The 25,455-nt window shown below is 70.6% G+C and carries 28 protein-coding genes; 21 read left to right on the forward strand and 7 right to left on the reverse strand.

Translation table 11 applies throughout. The features are described 5' to 3' along the window. Nucleotides 1-4: 4 nt before the first annotated feature. Nucleotides 5-235, forward strand: coding sequence for a hypothetical protein (locus ACT3TD_RS04625; RefSeq protein WP_301443707.1), 231 nt, complete (start codon nucleotides 5-7; stop codon nucleotides 233-235). Nucleotides 236-238: 3 nt separating this feature from the next. Then, a complete protein-coding gene (locus ACT3TD_RS04630) occupies nucleotides 239-595 on the forward strand; it encodes an RNA-binding S4 domain-containing protein (protein WP_301443706.1) in 357 nt (118 codons plus the stop codon). On the opposite strand, the gene ACT3TD_RS04635 is transcribed toward ACT3TD_RS04630, so the two are convergent. The 4 genes from ACT3TD_RS04635 to ACT3TD_RS04650 are packed head-to-tail and all read right to left on the reverse strand — an operon-like array spanning nucleotide 577 to nucleotide 3,503. Further along, on the reverse strand, nucleotides 577-1,578 hold the full coding sequence (locus ACT3TD_RS04635; protein ID WP_301443705.1) for a GTP pyrophosphokinase: 1,002 nt from the start codon (nucleotides 1,576-1,578) through the stop codon (nucleotides 577-579). The genes ACT3TD_RS04630 and ACT3TD_RS04635 overlap by 19 nt on opposite strands. Further along, nucleotides 1,575-2,096: a hypothetical protein gene (locus ACT3TD_RS04640; RefSeq protein ID WP_441579810.1), complete on the reverse strand. Its 522-nt coding sequence runs from the start codon at nucleotides 2,094-2,096 to the stop codon at nucleotides 1,575-1,577. The genes ACT3TD_RS04635 and ACT3TD_RS04640 overlap by 4 nt, the downstream gene beginning before the upstream one ends. 16 nt (nucleotides 2,097-2,112) lie before the next feature. Further along, the gene (locus tag ACT3TD_RS04645; RefSeq protein WP_441579809.1) at nucleotides 2,113-2,955 is read right to left on the reverse strand and encodes a BRCT domain-containing protein; all 843 of its coding nucleotides are present in this window, start codon (nucleotides 2,953-2,955) and stop codon (nucleotides 2,113-2,115) included. A gap of 11 nt (nucleotides 2,956-2,966) precedes the next feature. After that, nucleotides 2,967-3,503, reverse strand: coding sequence for a TetR/AcrR family transcriptional regulator (locus ACT3TD_RS04650; protein WP_441579808.1), 537 nt, complete (start codon nucleotides 3,501-3,503; stop codon nucleotides 2,967-2,969). A 114-nt stretch (nucleotides 3,504-3,617) separates the two neighbouring features. On the opposite strand from ACT3TD_RS04650, the gene ACT3TD_RS04655 reads away from it, so the two are divergent. After that, nucleotides 3,618-4,334, forward strand: coding sequence for an Rv0361 family membrane protein (locus tag ACT3TD_RS04655; protein WP_301441714.1), 717 nt, complete (start codon nucleotides 3,618-3,620; stop codon nucleotides 4,332-4,334). Next, nucleotides 4,331-4,852, forward strand: coding sequence for a hypothetical protein (locus ACT3TD_RS04660; RefSeq protein WP_301441713.1), 522 nt, complete (start codon nucleotides 4,331-4,333; stop codon nucleotides 4,850-4,852). The genes ACT3TD_RS04655 and ACT3TD_RS04660 overlap by 4 nt, the downstream gene beginning before the upstream one ends. Before the next feature lie 16 nt (nucleotides 4,853-4,868). Here ACT3TD_RS04660 and ACT3TD_RS04665 read toward each other — a convergent pair whose 3' ends face one another. Then, a complete protein-coding gene (locus ACT3TD_RS04665) occupies nucleotides 4,869-6,575 on the reverse strand; it encodes a hypothetical protein (protein WP_301441712.1) in 1,707 nt (568 codons plus the stop codon). Between the two features lie 92 nt (nucleotides 6,576-6,667). Here ACT3TD_RS04665 and hisD point away from each other — a divergent pair, with 92 nt between their 5' ends. The 17 genes from hisD (at nucleotide 6,668) to ACT3TD_RS04750 (ending at nucleotide 23,271) form a co-directional block, all read left to right on the forward strand. Next, nucleotides 6,668-7,987, forward strand: a complete 1,320-nt coding sequence (gene hisD, locus ACT3TD_RS04670; RefSeq protein ID WP_301441711.1) for a histidinol dehydrogenase — start codon at nucleotides 6,668-6,670, stop codon at nucleotides 7,985-7,987. Further along, the gene (locus ACT3TD_RS04675) at nucleotides 7,988-9,124 is read left to right on the forward strand and encodes a histidinol-phosphate transaminase (protein ID WP_301441710.1); all 1,137 of its coding nucleotides are present in this window, start codon (nucleotides 7,988-7,990) and stop codon (nucleotides 9,122-9,124) included. Further along, nucleotides 9,121-9,717, forward strand: coding sequence for an imidazoleglycerol-phosphate dehydratase HisB (gene hisB, locus ACT3TD_RS04680; protein ID WP_441579362.1), 597 nt, complete (start codon nucleotides 9,121-9,123; stop codon nucleotides 9,715-9,717). Before ACT3TD_RS04675 ends, hisB begins: the two co-directional genes overlap by 4 nt. Before the next feature lie 29 nt (nucleotides 9,718-9,746). After that, nucleotides 9,747-11,000 carry an MFS transporter gene (locus ACT3TD_RS04685; protein WP_441579366.1) on the forward strand — a complete coding sequence of 418 codons (1,254 nt, stop codon included), beginning with the start codon at nucleotides 9,747-9,749 and terminating at the stop codon, nucleotides 10,998-11,000. A gap of 28 nt (nucleotides 11,001-11,028) precedes the next feature. Then, entirely contained in the window at nucleotides 11,029-11,688 is a 660-nt protein-coding gene (gene hisH, locus ACT3TD_RS04690) for an imidazole glycerol phosphate synthase subunit HisH (protein WP_301441707.1), read from the forward strand. A 52-nt stretch (nucleotides 11,689-11,740) separates the two neighbouring features. Then, nucleotides 11,741-12,499 carry a bifunctional 1-(5-phosphoribosyl)-5-((5-phosphoribosylamino)methylideneamino)imidazole-4-carboxamide isomerase/phosphoribosylanthranilate isomerase PriA gene (gene priA / locus ACT3TD_RS04695; RefSeq protein ID WP_301441706.1) on the forward strand — a complete coding sequence of 253 codons (759 nt, stop codon included), beginning with the start codon at nucleotides 11,741-11,743 and terminating at the stop codon, nucleotides 12,497-12,499. After that, nucleotides 12,492-13,526: an inositol monophosphatase family protein gene (locus ACT3TD_RS04700; RefSeq protein WP_441579363.1), complete on the forward strand. Its 1,035-nt coding sequence runs from the start codon at nucleotides 12,492-12,494 to the stop codon at nucleotides 13,524-13,526. Before priA ends, ACT3TD_RS04700 begins: the two co-directional genes overlap by 8 nt. Before the next feature lie 7 nt (nucleotides 13,527-13,533). Beyond that, the gene (gene hisF, locus ACT3TD_RS04705) at nucleotides 13,534-14,310 is read left to right on the forward strand and encodes an imidazole glycerol phosphate synthase subunit HisF (protein ID WP_301441704.1); all 777 of its coding nucleotides are present in this window, start codon (nucleotides 13,534-13,536) and stop codon (nucleotides 14,308-14,310) included. 5 nt (nucleotides 14,311-14,315) lie between these two features. Further along, nucleotides 14,316-14,702: a phosphoribosyl-AMP cyclohydrolase gene (gene hisI, locus ACT3TD_RS04710; protein WP_301441717.1), complete on the forward strand. Its 387-nt coding sequence runs from the start codon at nucleotides 14,316-14,318 to the stop codon at nucleotides 14,700-14,702. Beyond that, on the forward strand, nucleotides 14,695-16,236 hold the full coding sequence (locus ACT3TD_RS04715) for an anthranilate synthase component I (RefSeq protein ID WP_301441703.1): 1,542 nt from the start codon (nucleotides 14,695-14,697) through the stop codon (nucleotides 16,234-16,236). The genes hisI and ACT3TD_RS04715 overlap by 8 nt, the downstream gene beginning before the upstream one ends. Further along, nucleotides 16,233-16,910 (forward strand): TIGR02234 family membrane protein, encoded by a 678-nt coding sequence (locus tag ACT3TD_RS04720; RefSeq protein ID WP_301441702.1) that lies wholly within the window; start codon nucleotides 16,233-16,235, stop codon nucleotides 16,908-16,910. Before ACT3TD_RS04715 ends, ACT3TD_RS04720 begins: the two co-directional genes overlap by 4 nt. A gap of 107 nt (nucleotides 16,911-17,017) precedes the next feature. Then, nucleotides 17,018-17,830, forward strand: coding sequence for an indole-3-glycerol phosphate synthase TrpC (gene trpC, locus ACT3TD_RS04725; protein ID WP_301441701.1), 813 nt, complete (start codon nucleotides 17,018-17,020; stop codon nucleotides 17,828-17,830). 30 nt (nucleotides 17,831-17,860) lie between these two features. Further along, a complete protein-coding gene (gene trpB, locus ACT3TD_RS04730; protein ID WP_301441700.1) occupies nucleotides 17,861-19,198 on the forward strand; it encodes a tryptophan synthase subunit beta in 1,338 nt (445 codons plus the stop codon). Then, nucleotides 19,198-19,971 carry a tryptophan synthase subunit alpha gene (gene trpA / locus ACT3TD_RS04735; RefSeq protein WP_301441699.1) on the forward strand — a complete coding sequence of 258 codons (774 nt, stop codon included), beginning with the start codon at nucleotides 19,198-19,200 and terminating at the stop codon, nucleotides 19,969-19,971. The genes trpB and trpA overlap by 1 nt, the downstream gene beginning before the upstream one ends. Beyond that, complete coding sequence (gene lgt, locus ACT3TD_RS04740) at nucleotides 19,968-20,945, forward strand: prolipoprotein diacylglyceryl transferase (protein ID WP_301441698.1); 978 nt, start codon at nucleotides 19,968-19,970, stop codon at nucleotides 20,943-20,945. The genes trpA and lgt overlap by 4 nt, the downstream gene beginning before the upstream one ends. Then, nucleotides 20,942-22,357 carry a pyruvate kinase gene (pyk, locus tag ACT3TD_RS04745; protein ID WP_301441697.1) on the forward strand — a complete coding sequence of 472 codons (1,416 nt, stop codon included), beginning with the start codon at nucleotides 20,942-20,944 and terminating at the stop codon, nucleotides 22,355-22,357. The genes lgt and pyk overlap by 4 nt, the downstream gene beginning before the upstream one ends. Before the next feature lie 17 nt (nucleotides 22,358-22,374). Further along, entirely contained in the window at nucleotides 22,375-23,271 is an 897-nt protein-coding gene (locus tag ACT3TD_RS04750; RefSeq protein WP_301441696.1) for a patatin-like phospholipase family protein, read from the forward strand. A gap of 36 nt (nucleotides 23,272-23,307) precedes the next feature. On the opposite strand, the gene ACT3TD_RS04755 is transcribed toward ACT3TD_RS04750, so the two are convergent. Then, nucleotides 23,308-24,540, reverse strand: a complete 1,233-nt coding sequence (locus ACT3TD_RS04755; protein WP_301441695.1) for an amidohydrolase — start codon at nucleotides 24,538-24,540, stop codon at nucleotides 23,308-23,310. A 33-nt stretch (nucleotides 24,541-24,573) separates the two neighbouring features. Beyond that, a complete protein-coding gene (locus tag ACT3TD_RS04760; RefSeq protein WP_301441694.1) occupies nucleotides 24,574-25,356 on the reverse strand; it encodes a hypothetical protein in 783 nt (260 codons plus the stop codon). Nucleotides 25,357-25,455 lie beyond the last annotated feature (99 nt).

Genomic DNA, 25,455 nt, shown 5'->3' on the forward strand with positions numbered 1-25,455 from the left:
AGGTATGACCATGGACAACAACTCCGACAATCCCGTTGCCCGTCGTAAGGCCGACGTCCGAAAGCGGTCGCGGTCGATCCAGGTGTCCGGGGGCATCGCGGTCGCCGGAGGGGTGCTGGCCGTGCTGACCACGGCGACCACCTTCTTCCTCGTCATCGCCATCGTCGCCCTGGTCGTGCTGGGCTGGAACGCGGTGAAGGTCCGCGAGGTGCTCAACCACAAGGACGAGTGGTGAGCGGTGGCCCGGATCGACGCGTGGGTGTGGTCCGTGAGGCTGTACAAGACCCGCTCCGCCGCCGCTGACGCCTGCCGTGCCGGGCACGTGAAGGTCAACGACGCGGCGGTGAAACCCGCGCAGACCGTCGCGGTGGGCGACACCGTGCGCGCCCGGGTGAACCACCGCGAGTACGTCGTGGAGGTCGCCGAGCTCGTGAGCAAACGCGTCGGCGCCCCACACGCCCGGCAGTGCTACGTGGACCACTCACCACCACCGCCGTCGAAGGAGGTGCTGGCGTCCATCCCGCGGCGTGACCGGGGTACCGGACGGCCCACCAAACGTGAGCGCCGCCAGATCGATCAGCTGCGCGGGCGCTGACCCATACGCTGCCACCGGTTGCCCAGCCGGCCCGGACGCGAGGACGCGTGGTCGCCGATGTGCACGGTGCGGCGGATGTGGTCACGGCCGTAGGTGTACAGCAGCAGGTCGTCGATCAGGCGTACCTGACCGGGCGGGTAGTCGTAGCCCATCGTCTCCTGGAGCCCGGCCAGTGCCTCCGGGGAACACAGGACGCTGAGTTCGCCGATGGTGGTGACACCGTTGGCCGCGAGCATGTCCACGGCGAAGCGGTAGTACTCGGCCTTCGACATCGGGTAGCCGCCGCCGACCAGCATGGTGAGCACACCGGGCAGCATCGTGGCGGTGAGTTCGGTGTCCGCGGTGTCCCCGGACTCGTCGGGGGCCTCCTCGACGCTGGTGGCGCGCGCGACGTTGTCGAACTGCTGGTCGGCCAGTTCGATCAGCCCCGCCGCCAGCGTGAACGCGCGGTGCACCTCCGGGCTGAGTTCGTGGCCGGGGTTCTTGTAGCGCACGTCGTGCTCGAACTCCGCCCACGCGTGCTGCAGCACGGTGCGCACCTGGATCTCGATCAACCTGCCGTCCAGGTCGGTGCCGTCGGTGAGGGTGGGCAGCCGCCGCCCGCTGACCCGGGCGATCACGTGGGAGGAGGCGTAGCCGAACTCGCCGCGCACCGCGGTCTGCGCCGCCTTGTCGGTGACCGAGACGACGTCGAACAGGCTTCGCATCACCTCCACCAGCAGGACGATGTCGGAGGTCGTGTACACGGTGACACGCACCCCGAGCACGTCGTACGCGGACTCGAAGTCCTGGTAGTCGGGGTGGGCGGGGTCGTGGATCTTCGCCAGGTAGCTCCCACGGTCCTTGATGCGCACCGACACCTGGTCGAAGGCCAGGCCCGCGTCCGAGAGCTCGTCGGAGAGGACCTTCTGGATGTCCGGCACCACCGTGGGGTGCCCGGCGAGCCAGGAGTCGAAGTCGTGCAGGACGGCGGAATCTTTCATGGCACCGACTCTAGCGCCTTGCAGTGTCCGGCCGAGACGTCGATCGGGCCGGTGCACGGTACCGAGGGTGTCGGTCCCGAGGAGACGAACAGGCGTTGGTCGGCGGTGACGTGGAAGGAGACCGCAGTGGAGAGGTGGTGGTCGTCCCCGCACAGGATGCGGTGCGTCGGGATCGCGAGCAGGGGGTGGGCGATCAGCCCGGCGGCGGGGAAGGGGGCGCCGATGACCGCGATCTCGCGCACGCCCCCTCCGTCGTCGCGGTGGCGCAGGGCGGTGCCGTGCACGGCGGTGAGGTCGCCCAGGACGCCGAGCATGTCCGTGGCGGCCTGCTGCCACAGCAGGGCCGCGCTGCTGCGGTGCACGCTCAGGTCGGCCACGGTGAGTGGGGTGGGCCCGTCGTGCACCACGGCGACCAGGCCGCCGCCCAGGGGGACGCTCAGCGGGGCGGTGGGGTCGAAGGGGTCGAAAGGGTCGTGCCCGGTGGTGGTGACGGTGTGGAGGTGGAGTTTCCGGCTCATACCGGTAGAGGGACTCCTAGAACGGCGCGGAGGTTCCCTTCACCTCGTCGAGATCCGGGCGCCGCGGCTTGCCCAGCGCGGAGAGGAACTCGTCGAAGCTCCACAGGGAGATCTCCTGGCCCTTGTCCTTGAGCTCGCGGGCGCGCTTCTCCTTGCTGGTCACCGAGCCCCACTCGCCGATGACCAGCAGTGTGGTCTTCTTGGTGACGTTCTTTCCGACCGTCCCGCCGGCCGCGGCGATCATGTCCCACACCTCACCCTTCTCGTAGGGGGCGAAGTCGCCGGTGACGGTCACGTTCTGGCCGAAGACGGGGCCGTTGGCGTCCGCTGAGGCATTCGCCTCCGGGACGGTGTCCGGGGTGGCGACGCGCTTCCACGTCTGCTGCGGGGCGGAAGAACTTGTCGAGCTCGTCGAGGCCGGCTTCCCGGCGGAGGTCTCGGCCGGTTTCTCGGCCGGCTTCTCCACCGGCTCGGCGGGCGTCTCGGGCACGGTCTCCAGGGGCTGGCCCGACTGCAGGTTCGTCAGCAGCTGGTGCACCGTGGCGAACTCCTCCTGCTGCCCGGGGGCGAAGACCACCACGTCGGACGCCCCGCGCGTCGCGGGGAAACCGCGCACCGGCCGCAGCGCGGCGTTCGCCGGCGCGGTCGCCAGCGAGAACTGGATCCAGCCGGGGGAACTCGCCGTCGGAGCGTGGTGGTACCAGCCGCGCAGGTCCGCCGGAGCCACGGTCAACTCGGCGAGTTCGGGCGGCAGCAGGGTCTGGCCCATCGGTGTCCTGCGGACGCGGACCCCGTCGCCGTCGACCGTGACGTCCGCCCCGTGTGCGGTGACCGTGTGCGCTGCTGCCGTGGTGCTCATGGCGTCCGATCCTAGTTGGCGGCGCCGTCGAGGACGAGGTCGACCCCGGAGAGTACCTGCGACACCGGACGGGGCGAACCGCCTGCGGCCTCGGCGGTCTGCAGGTCCGTCGCCGCACCCAGCAGGTAGCGCGACAGCACCCAGCCGGTCAGCTCACAGTCCTGTGCCGGGGAACCCTGCAGTGCGGCGGCGAGGGTGTCGGCGGGGTCGTGGGCGGTGGTGCCCGCCGCCAGGGCGGCGGCGACGACCTCGGCGCCGTCGCGTACCGCCAGCAACCCTTCGAGCACACCCGCCGCGGCGGCGTAGGTGCGCGGACGCCAGCCGGACGTCGCAGCGTCCTCCCCGGCGTCCTGCGGCTGTTCGGTGCCCAGCAGGATCCGCTCCGCGATCCCGCCGAGCAACTCCTGCTTGCTGGGGTAGTGCCAGTACAGGGCACCGGGGGCGACCTCGAGGGTCTTGGCCAGTCGCCTCATCGTGAGGTCCCCGAGGCCGTACTCGGAGAGGATGTCGAAGGCGGCGGCGTGGATTCGGTCGCGGTTGAGCTGCACCCCACCCAGTGTAACGATCCGGTGTGATGATCCGGGGGAGTGCGGCTAACGTTCCGGTGACGGGCGACGTTGTAGGGTCGTAGCTGTAGTACGAGTGCGAGAAGGGAACCTTTCATGTCACCACGGGTGTCTGGCCGCCGGCCGGGAATCACCAGGGCGGTCCTCACCGGCGCCGTCGCCGTAACACTGGCGACGACGCTGGGCCTGTCCGCCTGCGGCTCGGACGACGATGCCGACGAGGCGTCAACCAGCGCGTCCGGCACGGCCAGCAGTTCGTCGAGCGCCACGAGCTCCAGCAGCGCCGCGGCCTCCTCCGAGAACCCTGAGGGGTCCGAGAGCGCCGAGGACGCCGGGGCCGAGGGCTCCGAGGACGCAGGTGCCGGGAACCAGGACGGCACCGAGCCCGCCCCGGAGGACAACCAGGACGGCGTGAACGCCCAGGGCGGCGGCAACAACGCCGCCGGTGCCCCCGCAGGTCAGGACGACGCCGCGCAGATCACCGCCGTGGCCCGGGGCCTCGGCGAGGACAAGCCCTGGGGCGAGTACCAGCGCATGGTCGTCGACACCTCGTGTGCGGCGGACCTGGAGCAGGTCGGTGGACGTGACGCCATCCTGCAGGACCTGGAGCGGCAGTCGGAGAACACCCTGGCCAGCAAGGTGATGTCCGACCAGGGCACGAGCCTGCCCGTCGTCCACGGGGTCAACGACATCCAGGTCAACGGTGACCGCGCCACCGCCAACGTCGACGCGGAGATGGCGGGCCAGCGCCAGACCTCACCCGCGGTCTACGTCCGCGAAGACGGGCAGTGGAAGACCTGCAGCACCGCATGACGTCATCCCGTCGAACACTGATCGGACAGTCGGCGAAGACCCTCACGGTCTTCCTGGCTGTCTTCAGCATTTCCGGACTTCTGTGGGGATGGTGGCGTCCCGCGGTCACCGCGGTGATCACCGACACCGGCGCGGCCGAGGTCGACCCGGCGACGTCCGGTGCCCCGTTCCTCTCCTTCGCCGTCTTCGCCGCGGCGACCGGCCTGCTCGGCGCACTGCTGGCCGGCTGGTCGTTCTGGCGCTCGCCCCGGCTGCGCGGCCCGGTGATGATGATCGCCGTGATCGTGCTCGCCTTCCTCGGCGCCGGGGTGTTCCTGCTCTTCGGCAACTGGCTGGCAGAGACCCTGCACGGCACGGAGATCACCGCCGGACTCGCCGACAGCCTCAGCCCGGGTCAGGACTTCACCATCGTGTCCCGGGTCACCGGGGCGGCCGGGTTCCTCGCCGCACCGGCGGCAGCGGCGGTCGTCTACTGGACGTGCTCGCTGTTCGCCCCGGACACCGCCTTCGAGCGGTAGGGCAGGTCAGCTGACGTCAGCTCTCGCGCAGCTGCCGTAGCTGGCGGTAGGCCTGCCAGACGGACCCCTCGTCGCCGGCATCCTGCAGGTCATATTGCGGGTCATCGTCCGGGTCAGCCTCCCCGAACCCGTCGTCCTCGACGCCGGTCTCCTCCGGCACCATCAGGAGCTCTCCGTGGGCGCGGTCCAGGGCCACGTCGCAGGAGGAGTTCTGGCCGAGTTCCAGGTGCAGCGACGCCGCGGCGACCCAGTTCATCGCCGCACTGCTGTGGTCCCGGGCGTCGGTGAAGGACCGGGCGGCACGCGTGGCGTACTCCAGGGCGAGGTCCTCGCGGCCGGCGTCCTCCCAGATCGCCGACATGTCCTCGTTCCAGTCACCCAGGTGCCAGGAGAACATCGGGTCGTCGGCGAGCCCGTCGGAGCCCTCCAGTATCCGGCGGGAGCGTTCCATCATCTCCACGGCGCGTGAGGTGTCACCGACGTTGAGGTGCTCGCGGGCGGCGGTACGCAGCGCCTGCGCCGCGGCCAACGGGCGGTCGAGTTCGCGGTAGAGCGTGCAGCTGCGCTCCAGCAGGTTCGCGGTCACCACGTGCTGCCCCGAGGTCGAGGCGGCAACGCACGCCATGGTGAGACAGGCCAGGGTGCGTTCGGTGTCGGGGGAGAACATCGACCAGTCGGCCGTCGCCACGGCCAGGGCGAGTCCCTCCTCCAGGTTGCCCACGCCGATCGCGGCGCGGGCGCGCACGGCACGCAGGTTCAGCACGGCGGGGGAGACCGGTGCCCCGGCGGCAGCCTCGTCGACGCGCACGGCCAGGTCGTGGGCGGCGGCGTAGTCGCCGTCGGCGTTGAGCAGCTGGCAGGCCTGCTCCGCCCGGTGCATGCCCTCCAGGGGCGCGCCGAGCTCCAGGGCGATCTCGGCGCACTGGCGCCAGTGCTCCAGGACCGTGTCGTTGTCGTCCTCGGTGAGGGCGAAGTAGCCGAGCAGGTCGTGGGCCTCGTAGCGGGTGGTGGGCGAGTCGGACGCCAGCATCGTGGTGGCCACGGCGACGGCGGCCTCCACCTCGCCTTCGGCGTGCAGCTGCTGGGCGCGGGTGAGCTCGCGGTCGCCGGCCGAGGCGCCGTTGACGGTGAAACGGTCGGCGAGTTCGCGGAACACCGGGCGCAGTGGCGCGGTCTCCGGCGTCGCCAGCGACGTCGCGCAGGTCAGCCCACCCATCGCGGCCAACGACAGGCACGTGGCCTGGTGGCGCGGCAGGGTGGCCCCGGTGATCGAGGCGTCCTCCCCGAGGGTGGGTCCGTCGGCGTCGGGACGAAAGGCGAGGATCGAGGCGTGCAGGTCGTCGAGCAGGCGGGCGGCCGGCGGCAGGTCGGCCAGGTCCACCCCGTCGGACTCCACGACCATCGCCACCAGGCACAACGCGGAGTCGGCGAGGACGGAGGAGGCGTCGTCACCGGTCTCGCGGGCCAGGCGCCGCCACTGCATGACCGCCTCGGCGGACTCCTCGTGCAGCTCCAGGCGGTCGGCGACGGCGGCGCGCAGGACGTGGAACTCGGTGCGCAGGTGCGCCGGGGCGTCCTGCGGCAGGTCTGTCGCAGGATCGGCGAGCCAGTGGCGGGTGCCGAACTGGCTCGTGAGACGCCAGCTGGTGGCGTGGTCGCCGGCGGACGTGGCGGCGACGGACGCCTGCAGCAGGTCGACGAGCGGTAGCGGGTGTGAGGACACCGGCGGTGACCCTCCGTCCTTTCCTCGGTGCGGTAACGGGCTAGAATCACAACACGTTACCCGTTCACCGACCCTGGAGACGATCCCACGCCATGCTCTCGCGCCTGGACCTGAGGGGCCAGACCCCCTCCACCGCCGAACTCCGTCGAATCCTGCCGCGCGGCGGCACCGACATCGACCATGTTCTCCCCGCGGTGACACCGGTGGTCGAGGCAGTCCGCGACCGCGGAGCCGAGGCCGCCCTGGAGTACGGGGAGACCTTCGACCACGTCCGACCGCCGTCGGTGCGCGTGCCGGAGGACGTCATCGCCGCCGCCCTGCGCGACCTCGACCCGAAGGTCACCGACGCCCTGCGAGAGGCCGTCCGGCGCGTGCGCGCCTTCCACGGCGCCCAGAAGCCGCAGGACGCCTCGGTCGAGGTCGCCCCCGGCGGCGTGGTCTCCGAACGCTGGATCCCGGTCAACCGCGTCGGGCTCTACGTGCCCGGCGGCAACGCCGTGTACCCGTCCTCGGTGATCATGAACGTCGTGCCAGCCCAGGAGGCCGGCGTCGGCAGCCTCGTGGTGTCCTCACCGCCGCAGGCCGACTTCGGCGGCTGGCCGCACCCCACCGTGCTCGCCGCCTGTGCGCTGCTCGGTGTGGACGAGGTGTGGGCCGTCGGCGGTGGCCAGGCAGTCGCCCTGATGGCCTACGGTGATGCAACCGATCCGGATCTCGAGCCGGTCGACATGATCACCGGGCCCGGCAACATCTTCGTCACCGCCGCCAAGCGGCTGTGCCGCTCGGTGGTCGGCATCGACTCCGAGGCCGGACCCACCGAGATCGCCGTTCTTGCCGACTCCACCGCCGACCCCGTCGCCGTGGCCTACGACCTCATCAGCCAGGCCGAGCACGACGTGATGGCAGCCTCCGTGCTGATCACCGACTCCGTGGAACTGGCCGACGCCGTGGACCGCGAGATCGAGGCCCGCTACCAGGTCACCCTCAACGCCGACCGGGTCGCCGAGGCGCTGACCGGCGAGCAGTCCGGCATCATCCTCACCGACAGCCTCGACGAGTCCGTCCGTGTGGCCGACGCCTACGCGGCCGAGCACCTGGAGGTCCAGACCTCCGACTCCGCGGCCGTGGCCGCCCGGATCACCAACGCCGGGGCCGTGTTCGTGGGCCACTACGCGCCGGTGCCGCTCGGCGACTACGCCGCCGGGTCCAACCACGTGCTGCCCACCTCCGGCACCGCCCGGCACTCCTCGGGCCTGTCGACCCACACCTTCCTCAAGCACGTCGACGTGATCAGCTACGACCGTGGCGCGCTCAAGGAGGTCGCCGACACGGTGACCGCCCTGGCCGACGCCGAGCAGCTGCCCGCCCACGGTGAGGCCGTGCGTGCGAGGTTCGAGAGCGAGGAACGTTAGATGACTGACAACGCCGCCCCGATCACCCTGTCCGACCTGCCGCTGCGGCCTGAACTGCAGGGCAAGTCCGCCTACGGTGCCCCGCAGCTCAGCGTGACCAACCAGCTCAACACCAACGAGAACCCGTACCCGCCCAGCGAGGGCCTCGTCGAGGACCTCGTCGCCGAGGTCCGCCGCCTGGCGTCCACCCTCAACCGCTACCCGGAACGCGACAGCGTGGAGCTGCGCCGGGAGCTGGCGTCCTACGTGACCCGGCAGACCGGCGTCACGGTCGGGGTGGACAACGTGTGGGCCGCCAACGGGTCCAACGAGATCCTCCAGCAACTGCTGCAGGCCTTCGGCGGACCCGGGCGCAGCGTGCTCGGGTTCACCCCGAGCTACTCGATGCACCCGATCCTCGCCGCCGGCACGCAGACCGAGTTCCTCGAGCTGCCGCGCAGCGCGGTGGACTTCGGCATCGACGTCGACGCCGCGGTGCGCACCATCGAGGAGAACCGTCCCGACATCGTCTTCGTCACCACGCCGAACAACCCCACCGGCGGGGTCACCAGCGTGGCCGACCTGCGCCGCATCCTGGACGCCGCTCCCGGCATCGTCATCGTCGACGAGGCCTACGCGGAGTTCTCCGCCGAACCCAGCGCCACCGCGCTGATCGCCGAGTACCCGTCCAGCCTGGTGGTGTCGCGCACCATGTCGAAGGCCTTCGACTTCGCCGGCGGACGCCTGGGCTACTTCGTCGCCGACCCCGCCTTCATCGAGGCGGTGATGCTGGTGCGCCTGCCGTACCACCTCTCCACGCTGTCGCAGGCGGCGGCGACCGTCGCCCTGCGCCACAGCGACGAGACCCTGGCCACCGTCGACGCCCTGCGTGGCGAACGCGACCGGGTCGTCGCCGCACTCGTGGAACTGGGTTACGGTGTGGTGCCCAGCGAGTCCAACTTCATCTTCTTCACGCTGCCCGGTACCGGCTCCGGCACCAGTTCCTCGGCCCACGACGTCTGGCAGCGCTTCCTCGACCGCGACGTGCTGATCCGCGACGTCGGGGTCCCCGGCCACCTGAGGATGACGGTCGGGCTCCCGCAGGAGAACGACGCCTTCCTCGCCGCCGCCGCAACGATCATCGGAGATTTCACGTGAGAACCAGCCGCATCGAACGCACCACGAAGGAGTCCTCGATCACCGTCGAGATCAACCTCGACGGGACCGGGACGACCGACATCGCCACCGGCCTGCCCTTCTTCGACCACATGCTCACCGCCTTCGGCTCCCACGGGTGCTTCGACCTGACCGTGCACGCCGACGGCGACACCGAGGTCGACGCCCACCACACCGTCGAGGACACCGCCATCGTGCTCGGCCAGGCGATCAACGAGGCCCTCGGCGACAAGAAGGGCATCCGCCGCTTCGCCGACTCCCACATCCCCATGGACGAGACCCTCGCGCACGCGGTGGTGGACGTCTCCGGGCGCCCCTACTTCGTGGGCACCGGTGAACCGGAGACCATGCTGACCACCGTGATCGGCGGGCACTACGCCACCGTGATCAACGAGCACTTCTTCGAGACGCTGGCCTTCAACGCCCGCATCGCCCTGCACGTGCGCTGCCTCTACGGCCGCGACCCGCACCACATCACCGAGGCGGAGTACAAGGCGGTCGCCCGGGCGCTGCGCGCGGCGGTCGAGCCGGACCCGCGGGTGACGGGGGTGCCGTCCACCAAGGGCACGCTGTGAGCGTTCTGAAGGTCAGGGGCGTGCCCCTGATGCTGCTGAGCGTGTTCTGCGCCTTCCTCGGCTGGTCGATGCTGCTGCCGGTCATCCCGGTGGCCATGCTCGACGCCGGATACGGCGACTCGCTGGCGGGCCTGTCCACCGGCATCTTCATGGCGGCGACGGTGATCACCCAGGTCTTCGTGCCGCGCCTGCTGCGCCGGTGGGGCTACGTCCCGGTGATGTTCTGCGGTGCGGTGCTGCTGGGCGTTCCGTCGGCGCTCTACCTCATCGACGCCGGGTCCTGGCTGGTGCTTGCGGTCTCCGCGGTGCGCGGCGTGGGCTTCGGCGCGGTCACCGTGGCGCAGTCGGCGCTGCTCGCCGAACTCGTGCCGGCGCAGCAGCTCGGCCGGGCGAACGCCTTCTTCGGCGCCTCGATCGGCGTCGGCGAGATCATCGGATTCACCGTCGGCCTGCCGCTCTACACCGCCGCCGGCGACGTGGTCTTCCTCGTCGCCGTGGCGTGCGGGGTGGTCGGCGGTGCCGGTGCACTCGGCATCCCGTCGCTGCGCGCGGCGAGCGTGCGGAAGGACGCTGCGGCGTCCGATGCGTCCTCGGCGTCTGATGCGTCTGATGCGCCGGCCACCGTGCGCGCCCCGCTGTGGAAGCTCGTGCTGGTGCCGATCGTGGGACTGTGCACCGGGGCGATGGGCTTCGGCGCCTTCTCCACCTTCACCGCCCCCGCCGTGGGCGGGATCGACGCCTCGGCGGCCGCCACCCTGGCCGGCGTCACGCTGGCCGTGATCGGCGCCGGCCAGATCCTGGGCCGCACCATCTCCGGCTGGTGGGCCGACCGCATGGGCGAGCCGGGACGACTGGTCGTGGCCGCCTCACTGTTCTGCGTCGGCGGCATGCTGGCGATGTCCACGCTGATCCACACCGCCCCGGTCGGGGCGGCGCTCATCGCCGGCGCCCTGGGTGCCGCGGCGGTGTTCGGCCTCGGCTTCGGTGCGATCCAGTCCGAGACCCTGCTGATGATGTTCTCTCGCATGCCCAAGGAGCGGGTGTCCGAGGCCTCGGCGATGTGGAACATCGGCTTCGACTCTGGCACGGGTGCCGGGTCCACGGTGCTGGGTGTCACGGCGACCTCCACCGGCTACGGCGGGGCCTTCCTCGTCGGCGCCGGACTGGTCGGTGTCGGCACCGCCACGCTGGCCGGCGACCGTGTGTTGGGACGCTCCCGCGTCACCGAGCACCAGAACGTCCGCACACGCCTGCGTAGCTTGCGTACCCGGGGCGGATCCTGAGACCCGCGGCCTTGTAGGATCTCTGCACATGGTGGAAAAAGCAGCTCCCACGGTCGCGCTCCTGGACTACGGTTCCGGCAACCTGCGCTCGGCGCAGCGGGCGCTGGAGCACGCCGGCGCGCAGGTCACGGTCACCGCGGACCCGGACACCGTCCTCGCCGCCGACGGTCTGCTCGTGCCGGGCGTCGGCAACTACTCGGCGTGCATGACCGGGCTGCGCGCCGTGCACGGTCCCCGGATGATCGGGGAGCGGCTCGCCGGGGGACGTCCCGTCCTGGGCATCTGCGTGGGCATGCAGGTCCTGTTCGACCGCGGGGTCGAGGGCGGCGGGCTGGACGGCAGCGGGGCCGAGGGCTGCGGCGAGTGGCCGGGCACGGTGAGCCGTCTGGAGGCGTCCGTCCTGCCGCACATGGGCTGGAACACCGTCGACGCCCCCGCCGACTCTCGGATGTTCGCCGGCGCCGCCGCCGACGAACGCTACTACTTCGTGCACTCCTACGGTGCGCGCTCCTGGGAACTGGAGACCGACGGGCACACCGTGGCACCGTCGGTGACCTGGTCCACCCACGAGGACTGCAGGTTCGTCGCCGCCGTCGAGAACGGCCCGCTGTGGGCCACCCAGTTCCACCCGGAGAAGTCCGGGGAGGCCGGAGCCCGGTTGCTGCGCAACTGGCTCGCCACCCTGTGACGTCCAGTCAGACCACCACCAGCACCCTGAACCACGCGATAGGATACTTCTCATGACCCTCACCCTGCTCCCCGCCGTCGACGTCGCCGATGGACAGGCCGTACGCCTCGTCCAGGGGGCCGCCGGCTCCGAGACCAGCTACGGTGCACCGCTGGACGCGGCCCTGGCCTGGCAGAACGCCGGTGCCGAGTGGGTCCACCTCGTGGACCTGGACGCCGCCTTCGGCAAGGGGAGCAACTTCGACCTGCTCAACGAGGTCATCGGACGGCTCGACGTGAAGGTGGAGCTCTCCGGCGGTATCCGCGACGACGCCTCCCTGGAGCGTGCCCTGTCGACCGGCTGCCGCCGGGTCAACATCGGCACCGCCGCCCTGGAGAACCCGGAGTGGTGCGAGAAGATCATCGCCGAGCACGGTGACCGGGTCGCCATCGGCCTGGACACCCGCCAGGTCGACGGCGAGTGGCGGCTGCGCGGGCGCGGCTGGGTCTCCGACGGCGGCGACCTGTGGGAGGTCCTGGAACGCCTGGACTCCCAGGGCTGCTCGCGGTTCGTGGTCACCGACGTCTCGCGTGACGGGATGCTCAACGGCCCGAACATCGACCTGCTGCGCGACGTGGCCGCCGCCACCTCCGCCCCGGTCGTCGCCTCCGGCGGAATCTCCAGCCTCGACGACATCCGCGCCCTGGCCGGCGTGGCGGACGAGGGCGTGGACTCCGCCATCGTGGGCAAGGCCCTGTACGCCAACAAGTTCACCCTCGAGGAGGCCCTCGCGGTCACCAGGGAAGAGGCCCAGGCGGTGCCCGGTGAGTGACGGCAGCGACGAGACGGTCCAGACCGACGAGATCGACACCCGCGCGCTGCTGGCCATCGCCGAGGCCGCGGTCGACGAGGCGGAGGCGACGTTCTCCGCCGCCGTCGGCGCCGAGCCCTCGGTGATGAAGAGCCCGGGCGACTTCGCCACCGAGGCCGACCTCAGCGTGGAACGCCAGCTGCGTCACCTGCTGACCAGCTACACGGGTCTGCCCGTGCACGGCGAGGAGTACGGGGTCGTGCTCCCCGGCGAACCGGTGGAGGTCAACCCGAACGACGGCATGGCCGACGACCTCGACGGGCCGCGCCGCGACAGGAGCGACAGGAAAGACAGCCCCGCGTCCCCGGAACGCGGCGAGTCGCTCAGCCGCGCCGACGCGGACAAGAACCCCGGCCTCGACGAGCTGCCCGAGACCTGCTGGGTCGTCGACCCGATCGACGGCACCGCCAACTACGCGGTGGGCAACCCGTTCTGCTGCATCCTCGTCGCCCTCGTGCACAAGGGTGAGGCCGTGGTCGCGGTCACCGAGATGCCGCTGCTCGGCCAGCGCATCACCGCGCGCAAGGGCCACGGGCTCTACGTCGACGGGCACCCCGCGCGTCCGATGCTGCCGTCGAACCCGGGCATCACGCAGATCAGCTTCGGCTCGATCCTGTCGCAGCGCCGCGGCAACCTGCCGATCTCGTACCGTCAGGACATGCTCAACGCCATCGGCCGGACGTATCCGCGCATGCGCGTCACCGGCTCGTGCGGCATCGACCTGGCGTTCACCGCCGCCGGCATCTTCGGCGGCACGGTGACGTTCAGCCCCAACCTGTGGGACAACGCCGCCGGCCTGCTGCTCGTCCGCGAGGCGGGTGGGGTGGTCACCGACTTCAACGGTGACCCGTGGCGCCCCGGTGTTTCCGGCCTGGTGGCCGGCGAGCCGGAGGTGCACTCCATCCTGCTCGACCACATCCGTTCGGTGCCGATCGGCACCGCCGCACGCAACGCCCAGGAGATCATGGACCGGGGAGGAATAAGGTGAGCATCCGATGAGTGTCGCTGTACGGGTCATCCCGTGTCTGGACGTCGACGACGGCCGCGTGGTCAAGGGGGTCAACTTCCTGAACCTGCGCGACGCCGGCGACCCCGTGGAACTCGCCGCACGCTACGACGCCGAGGGCGCAGACGAACTGACCTTCCTCGACGTGTCCGCCTCGAAGGACGGCCGTGGCACCATGCTCGACGTGGTCCGCCGCACCGCCGACCAGGTGTTCATCCCGCTCACCGTCGGTGGCGGGGTGCGCTCGGAGGAGGACGTCAACCAGCTGCTGCGCGCCGGCGCGGACAAGGTGTCGGTGAACACCTCGGCGATCAGTCGTCCCGAACTGCTCAGTGAGCTCTCCGCCCGTTTCGGCGCCCAGTGCATCGTGCTGTCCGTCGACGCGCGCCGCGTGCCCGCCGACGGGGACCCCCAGCCCAGCGGATTCGAGGTCACCACCCACGGCGGCTCGCGTTCCGCCGGCATCGACGCGGTGGAGTGGGCCGTGCGCGGCCAGGAGCTCGGTGTCGGGGAGATCCTGCTGAACTCCATGGACGCCGACGGCACCCGCGACGGCTTCGACCTCGACCTGCTCGCCCGGGTGCGCGCCGCGGTGACCATCCCGGTCATCGCCTCCGGCGGGGCAGGACGCGTCGAGGACTTCCCGCCCGCCGTGCAGGCGGGTGCCGACGCCGTGCTCGCCGCGTCCGTATTCCACTTCGGCGACATCGCCATCGGCGAGGTCAAGGACGCCATGGCGGAGCAGGGGATCGAGGTGCGCCGGTGAGCGCGCTGACCAGCAACGAGGACGTCCGGGCCGTCGGGCTCGACGCAGACGTGGCCGCACGGCTCAAGCGCGACGCGTCCGGACTGGTCGCCGCGGTCGTGCAGGAGCACGGAACCGGCGACGTCCTGATGCTCGCCTGGATGGACGACCACGCGCTGGCGCACACCCTCGCCACCCGCAAGGCGACCTACTGGTCGCGCTCCCGCGGGGAGTACTGGGTGAAGGGGGAGACCTCCGGACACACCCAGTACGTCCACGACGTGCGCCTCGACTGCGACGGCGACACCGTCCTGCTGACCGTCGACCAGACCGGCGGCGCCTGCCACACCGGGGACCACACCTGCTTCGACGCCGACCGGCTGCTCCAAACTGAAAGACCTGCAGATGACTGAGTACGACACCGCCGACCCCTACACGATCACCGACCGGGCGACCTTCCGCCGCCTGGCCGCGCGCAACCGGGTCGTCCCGGTCGCGCGCAAGGTCCTCGCCGACGGCGAGAGCGCGATGAGCGCCTACACCAAGCTCGCCGGCGGACGTCCCGGCACCTTCCTGCTGGAGTCCGCGGCACCGGGGCAGTCCTGGTCACGCCACTCCTTCATCGGCACCGGCGCGCGCTGCGCGCTGACCGCCAAGGACGGCGACGTGCACTGGATCGGCACCCCGCCGGCAGGTGTGCCGGAGGGCTCCGACCCGCTGGCGGTGATCCGGGAGAGTCTGGAGCTGCTGCACACCGACCCGGTGCCCGGACTGCCCACCCTGACCTCCGGCCTGGTGGGTTACATGGGTCACGACGTGATCCGCTACATCGAGGACATCCCCGACACCTGCACCGACGACCTGCAGGTTCCCGACATGGTGCAGCTGCTCGCCGACACCCTGGCGGTCATGGACCACCACGAGGGCACCATCTGGCTCATCGCCAACGCGGTGAACTGGGACGGTTCCGATGACCGCGTCGACGCGGCCTACGACGACGCCGTCGCGCGCGTCGACGAGATGGCGCGGCGCCTGGCGTCCGGCGAACACCTGCCCTCGGCGACGTTCAGCACACCGGCACCGCAGCCGCGCCGGCAGCGCGCCCTCGACGACCACAAGGCCCGCATCGAGACGTGCAAGGAGCACATCCGCGCCGGCGACGCCTTCCAGATCGTCCTGTCGCAGCGCTTCGAACTCGACACCGACGTGCCGGGCGTGGACGTCTACCGCATGCTGCGGGTATCCAACCCCAGCCCCTACATGTTCCTGCTCAACGTGCCGGACGACTCCTTCACCGAGACCGCCTTCCAGATCATCGGCTCCTCGCCGGAGTCGCTGGTGCAGGTCTCCGACGGCCGGGTGACCACCTTCCCGATCGCCGGGTCCCGGCCGCGCGGCGCCAGCTACGAGCAGGACGAGCTGCTGGAGAAAGAACTCGTCAACGACGAGAAGGAGAACTCCGAGCACCTGATGCTCGTGGACCTCGGCCGCAACGACGTGGGCCGGGTGTGCACCCCGGGCACCGTGGAGGTCCACGACTTCCGCCACGTGGAGCGCTACAGCGCGATCATGCACCTGGTCTCCGGGGTCAGCGGACGGCTCGCCGAGGGCAAGACCGCCCTCGACGCCTTCGTCGCGACCTTCCCGGCCGGCACGCTGTCCGGCGCACCGAAGCCCTCTGCCCTGGGCATCATCGACCAACTGGAGGACACACGACGAGGTGTCTACGGTGGGACCGTGGGATACTTCGACTTCTCCGGCAACGCCGACCAGGCCATCGCCATCCGCACCGGCCTCTACAAGGACGGCACCGTCTACGTGCAGGCCGGCGGCGGCATCGTCGCCGACTCCGACCCCGACGCCGAGGACGAGGAGACCCGGAACAAGGCCCTGGCGGTGCTGCGCGCCGTCGCCGCCGCCGAGACCATGCAGGACGTGGCACGGTGAAGCGCCTCGGAGGACGCGGCCTGGCCCTGCTGCTGACCGTGCTCGGTGCCGCCGGGCTGTGGGGTGCCGGCCAGATGACCTGGCTGACCGTCACGGTCGAGGACGACAAGAGCGGCGAGTCCGTCAAGAACATCATCGGCTCGGTGTGGGACGCCGCCGGCACCCCGCTGGCCCTGGCGATGCTCGCCGCAGTGATCCTGTCCATGGCGCTGCAGCCCCTGGCCCGACGGATCCTCGGCGGCATCTCCGCACTGCTGGCCGCCGCCGCCGGCTTCGCCGCGGTGAACCTGCTCTCCGGCGACCCGGACCTGGAACGCGCGCAGGCGCTGCTGGTCAGTGGCGCGGGTACGCAGCGCGAGTCCGACCCCGTGCAGATCTCCGAATGGGCCGTGGTGCTCGACGGCCAGGTGCACACCTGGCCCGTGGTGCTCTTCCTGGTCTCGGCGGCACTCGGCGTGGTCGGCGGTGTGCTGCTGGCGATGAAGCCGGGTGCCGCGCGGTCCGGCCACAGCAAGTACGAGACCCCCGAGGCCCGCCGCGAGGGCGTGGAGAAGGACCTGGAGGACAACCCCGACTCCGGACGTGTCCTGTGGGACGCCCTCGACGCCGGCGTGGACCCCACCGACCGTGACACGCAGGACCGTGACTCAGGCGACGACGCCCGCCCGGTGTGAGTTTCGCGTCACCCCGATGTCGTCCCCGCCGGGGTGTGGCGTTAGCATTGGTCCATTCAGCTGCACCAGACACCTGACCGCAGACACCTGACCTCCCGGGAGGAACGATGGCAACCGTACTCGACGACATTATCGCCGGCGTGCTCGAGGACACCGCGCGGCGCGAGTCCGCGGTCCCGTTCGCCGAGATCAAGGCCATGTCCCTGGACATGCCCCCGGCGTTGGACGCCCGCGCCGCCCTGGCCGGCCCCGAGGTGAGCGTGATCGCCGAGGTCAAGCGTGCGAGCCCGTCCAAGGGGCACCTCGCCGACATCCCCGAGCCCGAGATCCTCGCCAAGGCCTACGCGTCCAACGGGGCCAGCGTGATCAGCTGCCTCACCGAGGAGCGGCGCTTCCGCGGTTCGCTGGCCGACTTCGACAAGGTCCGTGCGTCCGTCGACGTGCCGCTGCTGCGCAAGGACTTCACCGTCAACCCGTACCAGATCCACGAGGCCCGGGCCCACGGTGCGGACGTCGTCCTGCTCATCGTCGCAGCCCTGGACCAGGACCGGCTGACCGCCCTGCTGGACCGCACCGAGTCCCTCGGGATGACCGCGCTGGTGGAGGTCCACTCGGAGGAGGAGGCCGACCGGGCCGTCGCCGCCGGGGCGTCCGTCATCGGTGTCAACGCCCGCAACCTCAAGACCCTCGAGGTCGACCCGGGCGTGTTTTCCCGGATCGTGCCGCGGCTGCCGGACAGCGTGGTCAAGGTCGCGGAGTCCGGGGTTCGCAACACCTCCGACCTGCAGTCCTACGCCAACGCCGGGGCGAACGCGATCCTGGTGGGCGAGGGGCTCGTCACCGCGGCGAACCCGGGGCAGGCCTGCCGCGCGCTGGTCGCCGCCGGGCAGCACCCCGCGTTCCGCCCGGAGCCGAAGTGACGTCCGCGGCGTAATGTACAGTTCCTGGGTGTGAGTACACCATCCGGGAACGACAGAAGTGACTTCAAGAACACGCTCGGCCTGCCGACGGCGGGGGAGGTCCTCGCCGTGCCGACCGCGCACGACGCGGACGACAACGGTCACTGGGGCAACTACGGGGGGCGCTACATCCCCGAGGCCCTGATGGCCGTCATCGAGGAGATCCAGGACTCCTGGGCGAAGGCCCGGGCGGACCAGGACTTCCTCGACGAGCTCGACGAGCTGCACCGCAACTACACCGGCCGGCCGTCGCCGCTCTACTTCGGCGCACGGTTCTCCGAGGCCGTCGGTGCCGACGTGTGGTTCAAGCGTGAGGACCTCAACCACACCGGCTCGCACAAGATCAACAACGTGCTCGGCCAGGTCCTGCTGGCCAAGCGCATGGGCAAGGCCAACGTCATCGCCGAGACCGGCGCCGGCCAACACGGTGTCGCTACGGCGACGGCGTGCGCCCTGCTGGGTCTGGAGTGCCGGATCTACATGGGTGAGGTCGACGCGCGCCGCCAGGCCCTCAACATCGCCCGCATGCGTCTGCTCGGCGCGGAGGTCATCGAGGTGACCGTGGGTTCGGCGACGTTGAAGGACGCCATCAACGAGGCCATGCGTTACTGGGTCGCGAACGCCGACGACACCTACTACTGCTTCGGCACCGCGGCCGGCCCGCACCCCTTCCCGGAGATGGTCCGGGACCTGCAGCGCATCATCGGTGTCGAGGCGCGCGCGCAGATCCTCGCCGCGTCCGGTCGTCTGCCGGACGCGGTCATGGCCTGCGTCGGCGGCGGCTCGAACGCCATCGGGCTGTTCCACCCCTTCATCGACGACGAGGGTGTGGCCCTCATCGGCGGCGAGGCCGGTGGCGACGGGGTGGAGACCGGACGCCACGCCGCGCCGATCACCGTGGGCTCCGAGGGCGTCTTCCAGGGGTCCTTCGCCGCGCTGATGCAGAACGAGGACGGCCAGATCACCGAGTCGCACTCGATCTCCGCCGGTCTGGACTACCCGGGCGTGGGCCCGGAGCACTCCTTCCTGGCCAAGCAGGGCCGGGCGGAGTACCTTCCGGTCACCGACACCGAGGCGATGGAGGCCTTCCGGCTGCTGACCCGCACCGAGGGCATCATCCCCGCCATCGAGTCCGCCCACGCCGTCGCGCTGGCGGTGAAGGTCGGCGCCGAGTACACCGCGGGGGAGAGGACGACGTCCGACGGGGCACGGCCGGTGTTCATCGTCAACGTCTCCGGACGTGGCGACAAGGACGTCGACACCGCCGCAACGTGGTTCGGCATGCACCCGGAGCAGGGCGAGGCACACACGGACGAGGAGAACAACTGATGAGCACACTGTCCGAGGTCTTCACCTCCGCCCGGGCCGACGGCCACGCCGCCTTCGTCGGCTACCTGCCGGCCGGCTACCCCACGCTGGACGACTCCGTGGAGCTGGCGACCGCGCTGGCCCGCCACGCCGACCTCATCGAGGTGGGCGTGCCCTTCACCGACCCGATGATGGACGGCCCGACGATCCAGGAGGCCGCGACGACCGCCCTGGAGGCCGGTTTCCGCGTCCGCGACACCTTCACCGTGGTCCGTGCGATCACCGCCGCCGGCGGTAGCGCGGTCATCATGAGCTACTGGAACCCGATCCTGCAGTACGGCCCGGAGAAGTTCGCCGAGGAGCTGGCCGAGGCCGGTGGCCTCGGGTCGATCATCCCGGACCTGCTGCCGGAGGAGTCCGCCCGCTGGAACGACGCCTGCCGGGCCAACGGTCTGGACAACGTCTACCTGGTCGCGCCGTCCACCACCGCCGAACGCCTGGACCTCACGGTCAACGCCGGCGGCGGGTTCATCTACGCCCAGTCGCACATGGGCGTCACCGGTGCGCAGGAGGACGTCTCCTCGGACGCCCGCGACCTCGTCGCGCGTACCCGCGCGGCCACGGACCTGCCGGTCGCCGTCGGGCTGGGCGTGAAGAACGGCGACCACGCCGCCGCTATCGCCGACTACGCCGACGGCGTCATCGTCGGTTCCGCGCTGATCTCCGCGGCGTCCTCCGGTGTGGACGCACTGGAAACCCTGGCCAAGGACCTGTACGAGGGGGTCCGTCGGTGAGTACGCAGATCCTCGCCACGATTCCCTCGCCGCCGCAGGGCGTGTGGCACCTGGGTCCGGTCGCCCTGCGCGCCTACGCGCTGTGCATCCTCACCGGCATCGTCGTGGCGGTGTTCTGGACCGTGCGGCGCTACGTGGCGCGCGGCGGCTACCCGGAGACCGTGATCGACTGCGCGATCGCCGCCGTGCCCGCCGGCATCATCGGTGGCCGGATCTACCACGTGATCACCGACCACCACCTGTACTTCGGGGAGGGGCGCGACTGGGTCGACGCCTTCAAGATCACCAACGGTGGCCTGGGGATCTGGGGTGCCGTGGTCCTCGGCGGCCTGGCCGTGTGGGCGGTGCTGGCGTACAAGAAGGTGCCGCTGGCCCCCTTCGCCGACGCCGTGGCCCCACCGATCCTGCTCGCCCAGGCCATCGGACGCCTCGGCAACTGGTTCAACCAGGAGCTCTACGGCGGGGAGTCGGACGCCCCCTGGGCACTCGAGATCTACCGGCGGGTCGACGCCGACGGCAACATCGACCAGATGGACGGGGTCTCCGACGGCACCGTGCTGGCGACCGTGCAGCCCACGTTCCTCTACGAGATGGTGTGGAGCCTGCTGGTGGTCGTCCTGCTCGTGTGGGCCGACCGCCGGTTCCGCCTGGGTGGCGGACGGGTCTTCATGCTCTACGTGGCCGGGTACACCTTCGGGCGTTTCTTCATCGAGTTGCTCCGCACCGACGCGGCGACGACGGTCTTCGGCGACGTGCGCATCAACAGCGTGGTCTCCGCAGTGGTCTTCCTCGCCGCCCTGACATTGTTCATCCTCACCCGCTCACGCACCCGCGAAGAGCCGGAGTACGTGGCAGGACCGCCGCCTGAGGACCAGGAGGGGGACGGTGAAGGGGATACCGAACCCGATGCAGAAGCTCCTGAGGCATCCGGTGGTAGCGGTGGCGGGGGCACAGGGTTATCCTCGGACAGGTGAGTAGACGCACCAAGATCGTATGCACCCTGGGCCCGGCAGTGGCCTCCGCCGACAAGATCCGTGAGCTCGTTGGGGCGGGGATGAACGTCGCCCGCCTGAACTTCTCCCACGGTGAGCACGCGGACCACCAGCAGAACTATGAGTGGGTCCGGCAGGCCGCCGAGGAGAGCGGTAGCTCCGTCGGCGTTCTCGCTGACCTGCAGGGACCCAAGATCCGCCTCGGCCGGTTCGCTGAGGAGAAGACCTACTGGGAGACCGGTGAGGAGGTGCGGATCACCGTCGACGACGTGTCCGGCACCCACGACCGGGTCTCCACCACCTACAAGCAGCTCGCCCGGGACGCACGCCCCGGCGACCGCCTGCTCGTCGACGACGGCAAGGTCGGCCTCGTCTGCAAGGCCATCGACGGTAACGACGTGGTCTGCGAGGTCGTCGAGGGCGGTCCCGTCTCCAACAACAAGGGCGTGTCCCTGCCCGGCATGAACATCTCCGTGCCGGCCCTGTCGGAGAAGGACATCGCCGACCTGCGTTTCGCCCTGACCATGGGTGCGGACGTCATCGCGCTGTCGTTCGTGCGTTCCCCGGCGGACGTCGAGCTGGTCCACGAGATCATGGACGAGGTCGGCCGTCGCGTGCCGGTCATCGCCAAGCTGGAGAAGCCCGAGGCGGTCGACGCGCTCGAGCCGATCATCCTCGCCTTCGACGCCATCATGGTCGCCCGTGGTGACCTGGGTGTCGAGGTTCCGCTGGAGGAGGTGCCGCTGGTGCAGAAGCGGGCGGTGCAGATCGCCCGGGAGAACGCCAAGCCCGTGATCGTCGCCACCCAGATGCTGGACTCGATGATCGAGAACTCCCGCCCGACCCGCGCCGAGGCGTCCGACGTCGCCAACGCCGTGCTCGACGGTGCCGACGCGGTCATGCTCTCCGGTGAGACCTCCGTGGGCAAGTACCCGGTGGACACGGTCAAGACCATGTCGCGCATCGTCACCGCCGCCGAGATCGACGGCGAGGTGCCGCCGCTGTCCCACGTGCCGCGCACCAAGCGTGGCGTGATCAGCTTCGCGGCGAAGGACATCGGCGAGCGGCTCAACGCCCGCGCGCTCGTGGCCTTCACCGCCTCCGGCGACACCGCCCGTCGCGTGGCCCGGCTGCGTTCCGACCTGCCGCTGCTGGTGTTCACCCCGTACCAGGAGGTGCGCAACCAGCTGGCCCTGACCTGGGGTGCGGAGTCGTACCTGACCAACGAGGTCTCCACCACCGACGAGATCATGAAGGAGGTGGACTCCATCCTGCTGGGCAAGGCGGGTTACACCCGGGAGGACGCCGTGGTCATCGTGGCCGGTTCGCCCCCCGGAACCGAGGGTAACACCAACATGATCCACGTCCACCTGCTCGGCGAGGACACCGCGTAGAAGGAGGCCCCACCAGGATGATCGACGCACGCGACACGGCACTGCTGCTGGAGGGTGGAGGCATGCGTGCCTCCTACAGCGCCGGTGCGGTGGATGTCCTCATGGACCACGACGTGCGCTTCGGCTGGGTCGGAGGGGTCTCGGCCGGAGCGACGCACCTGGTCAGCTACCTCAGCGGGGAGCAGGACCGCCTGCGCCGCAGCTTCGTGGACTTCGCCACCGAACCACAGTTCGGTGGCTGGACCTGGCTGCTGCGTGGCAAGGGCTTCTTCAACGCCGAGTTCATCTACGGTCAGGCCCACACCCTTGATCTTCCGCGGCCCTACGACGCCCGCCTCGCGTTGGAGGGGGACACCGAGTTCCGGATCTGCGCCACCCGCGCCGACAACGGTGACCCGGTCTACTGGGGACGCGAGGACATCGGCTCCGGCCAGGAACTGATGGACCGCGTCCGGGCGTCCTCCACGATCCCGTTCGCGATGCCGGTGCCACGCATCGACGGGGTGCCCTACGTCGACGGTGCCCTGGGACCGTCCGGCGGGATCCCCCTGGACGCGGCCCTGGCCGACGGCTACGACCGCTTCTTCGCGGTGCTCACCCACCCGCGTGGCTACGTGAAGCCACCGATGGGACGCTCGAAGGTGTGGCGCACGCTGCTGGCACGCTACCCGGCGGTCGCCGAGGCACTGCTCACCCGGCACATCCGCTACAACGCCACGATGCAGCGGCTCTACGCCCTGGAGCGTGCCGGCCGGGCGTTCCTGTACTTCCCGGAGGACGCCTCCCCGGTGAGCTCCACGGAGCGCAAGGTCGACGTCCTGCGTGACTCCCTGGCGCGCGGCACCGAGCAGGCGCTGCGTGACTGGGACGGCATGAACGAGTTCCTCGGCCGCGAGGCCGTCGGCTCCGCCTGAGCCAGCCTTAGCCAGCCTTACCCGTCCGGTGGCGTGTCAGCCGCGCCAGAGGTAGGCCAGCACCGCCGCCGTCGCCGCCTGTGTGGCGATGTCCACGGTGCCCGGCGCCGGCAGGAACTGCGGCGAGTGGTTGCCCGGGACGTCCTGCGCGACCCGGTCCGCGGCGACCGCAGCGTCCCACACGTCCTGGTCGGTGCAACCGGTGAGCAGGAACTCGTAGGGCACGCCGAAGTGGCGGGGGATCTCGGAGAAGTCCTCCGACGCCGTCCAGCGGGCGGCGTCCTGCGAACGCTCGCCGAAGACCTCGTCGAGCACGGGGCGTACCCGCTCGTGCACGCCGGCGTCGTTGTCGGTCAGCTCGCCGCGCGCGGAGTAGACGACGTCCGCCGGCTTCGGCGTGCCCGAGGCCGCGCACTCGGCCTGGATGACCCGCTCGATCGCGGCGTAGGTGCGGTCACGCACGCCGGTGTCGTAGAAGCGGCAGTTCAGCACCAGCGTGGCCGTGTCGGGGATGGTGTTGTTCGTGTGGCCGGCGGTGAGTGTGCCGACGGACACCACGGCGAAGTCGTCCGCGGCGACCTCGCGGCCCACGATGCCCTGCAGGCGCACCACGATCATCGCGGCGAGGAACGTCGGGTCGATGGAGTTGTGCGGTGCGGACGCGTGCGAGGACACCCCGTGCAACGTCACCGTGATGGTGTCGCAGGCGGCCATCACCGGGCCGGCCGAGGAGAACACCGTGCCCACCGGGCCGGGCATCACGTGCTGGCCGAGGCAGACGTCCGGGGCGGGGATGCGCTCGGCCAGTCCGTCCTCGATCATCGACGTGGCACCGCGGGTGACCTCCTCGGCAGGCTGGAACAGGGCGATGAAGGTGCCCGACCAGGCGTCCTGCCGGGCGTCCATGATCTCGCACAGGCCCATCAGGGCGGTGGTGTGCACGTCGTGTCCGCAGGCGTGCATCACGCCGGGGTTCTTCGAGGCGTAGGACGCCCCGGTGTCCTCGGTGACCGGCAGGGCGTCGAAGTCGGCGCGGTAGAGCACCGTCGGGCCGTCCCCGTTACGCCACACGGCGGTGATGCCGTGGCCGCCGATACCGGTGGTCACCTCTGCGCCGAGGGCGCTGAGGCGCTCGAGGACGTGTGCGGCGGTCTGCTCCTCGTGCTCGCTGAGCTCCGGGTTCTCGTGCATCCACGTGTAGAAACCGTCGGACCAGGAGAGGTCCACGCCGTGGTTGCCGATGAACTCCGCGATATCAGGTGTGCTCATGGCCCCGAGTGTAGTGACGCCGGTACACCGGTCTCAGAGGTGGTCCCGGATCCGGTCCTCCGCGGTGACGGTGTCGAGCTGGATCGGGGGAAGTGCCACCTCGTGGGAGGTCTCCCCGTCGACGAGCACCCGGGGGCTGAACACGTAGCGGTCGAAGTCCTCGGCGCAGTCGAGGGAGAAGGACACGGTGGTGCCGTTCTCGCCGTCGGAGCCCTCGGAGTCGACGCGCACGTCGGTGATTCCGAGCCCGGGTGCCTCGGTGACGACGTCGCTGATCTCCACGCTTTCCTCCACGCTGAACTCCACGTCCCCGCACCCGGCCAGCTCGGCAGGGTAGTCGCGGGTCGGGGTGAGGGTCGGGGCGTCCGGGGCCTGTTCGGCCCGGCTCAGCGTATAGTCGCCGACGCTGCGGTCCTGCAGGGTGCCGTCCTGGTCGGTCACCAGGCGGACCTGGGACAGCTCGGTGCGGTCCCGGTCGCCGTTGAGCTGGGCGGTCACCGACCCTGCGGCCGTGCCGTCCTCCTCGGTGTCACGCTCGACCTCGATCGAGTCGCCGTCGTAGACCGAGACGCCGCCGTCGGGCACGTCATTGACCAACTGGAATTCGCTGAGGTGTGACCAGACCGGGTCCGAGGCAGGGGCCACGACCGGGAGGTTCACCTTCGGGTGTTCACCGGGGTCGACGACGACGTCCCCGGAGACCGGGGTGAAGGTGGCATCCGTCTCGCCCGTCTCTCCCGGCGCCTCGGCGCTGCAGGCGCCTGCGAGCACGGCGACGGCCGTGACAGGCACGAGACAACGCAGGTGGCGTCGCACGGGGGACGTCCTGACCGGCATTCGGCGGCCAGCCGCACCGGCGGAGGAGTGAGGTGATCCAGGACGTGAGGGGGAGAGGTGTCTCATGTTCCCTTTATG

It is taken from the genome of Corynebacterium sp. AOP36-E1-14 (assembly GCF_052377495.1).
GTDB lineage: Bacteria > Actinomycetota > Actinomycetes > Mycobacteriales > Mycobacteriaceae > Corynebacterium.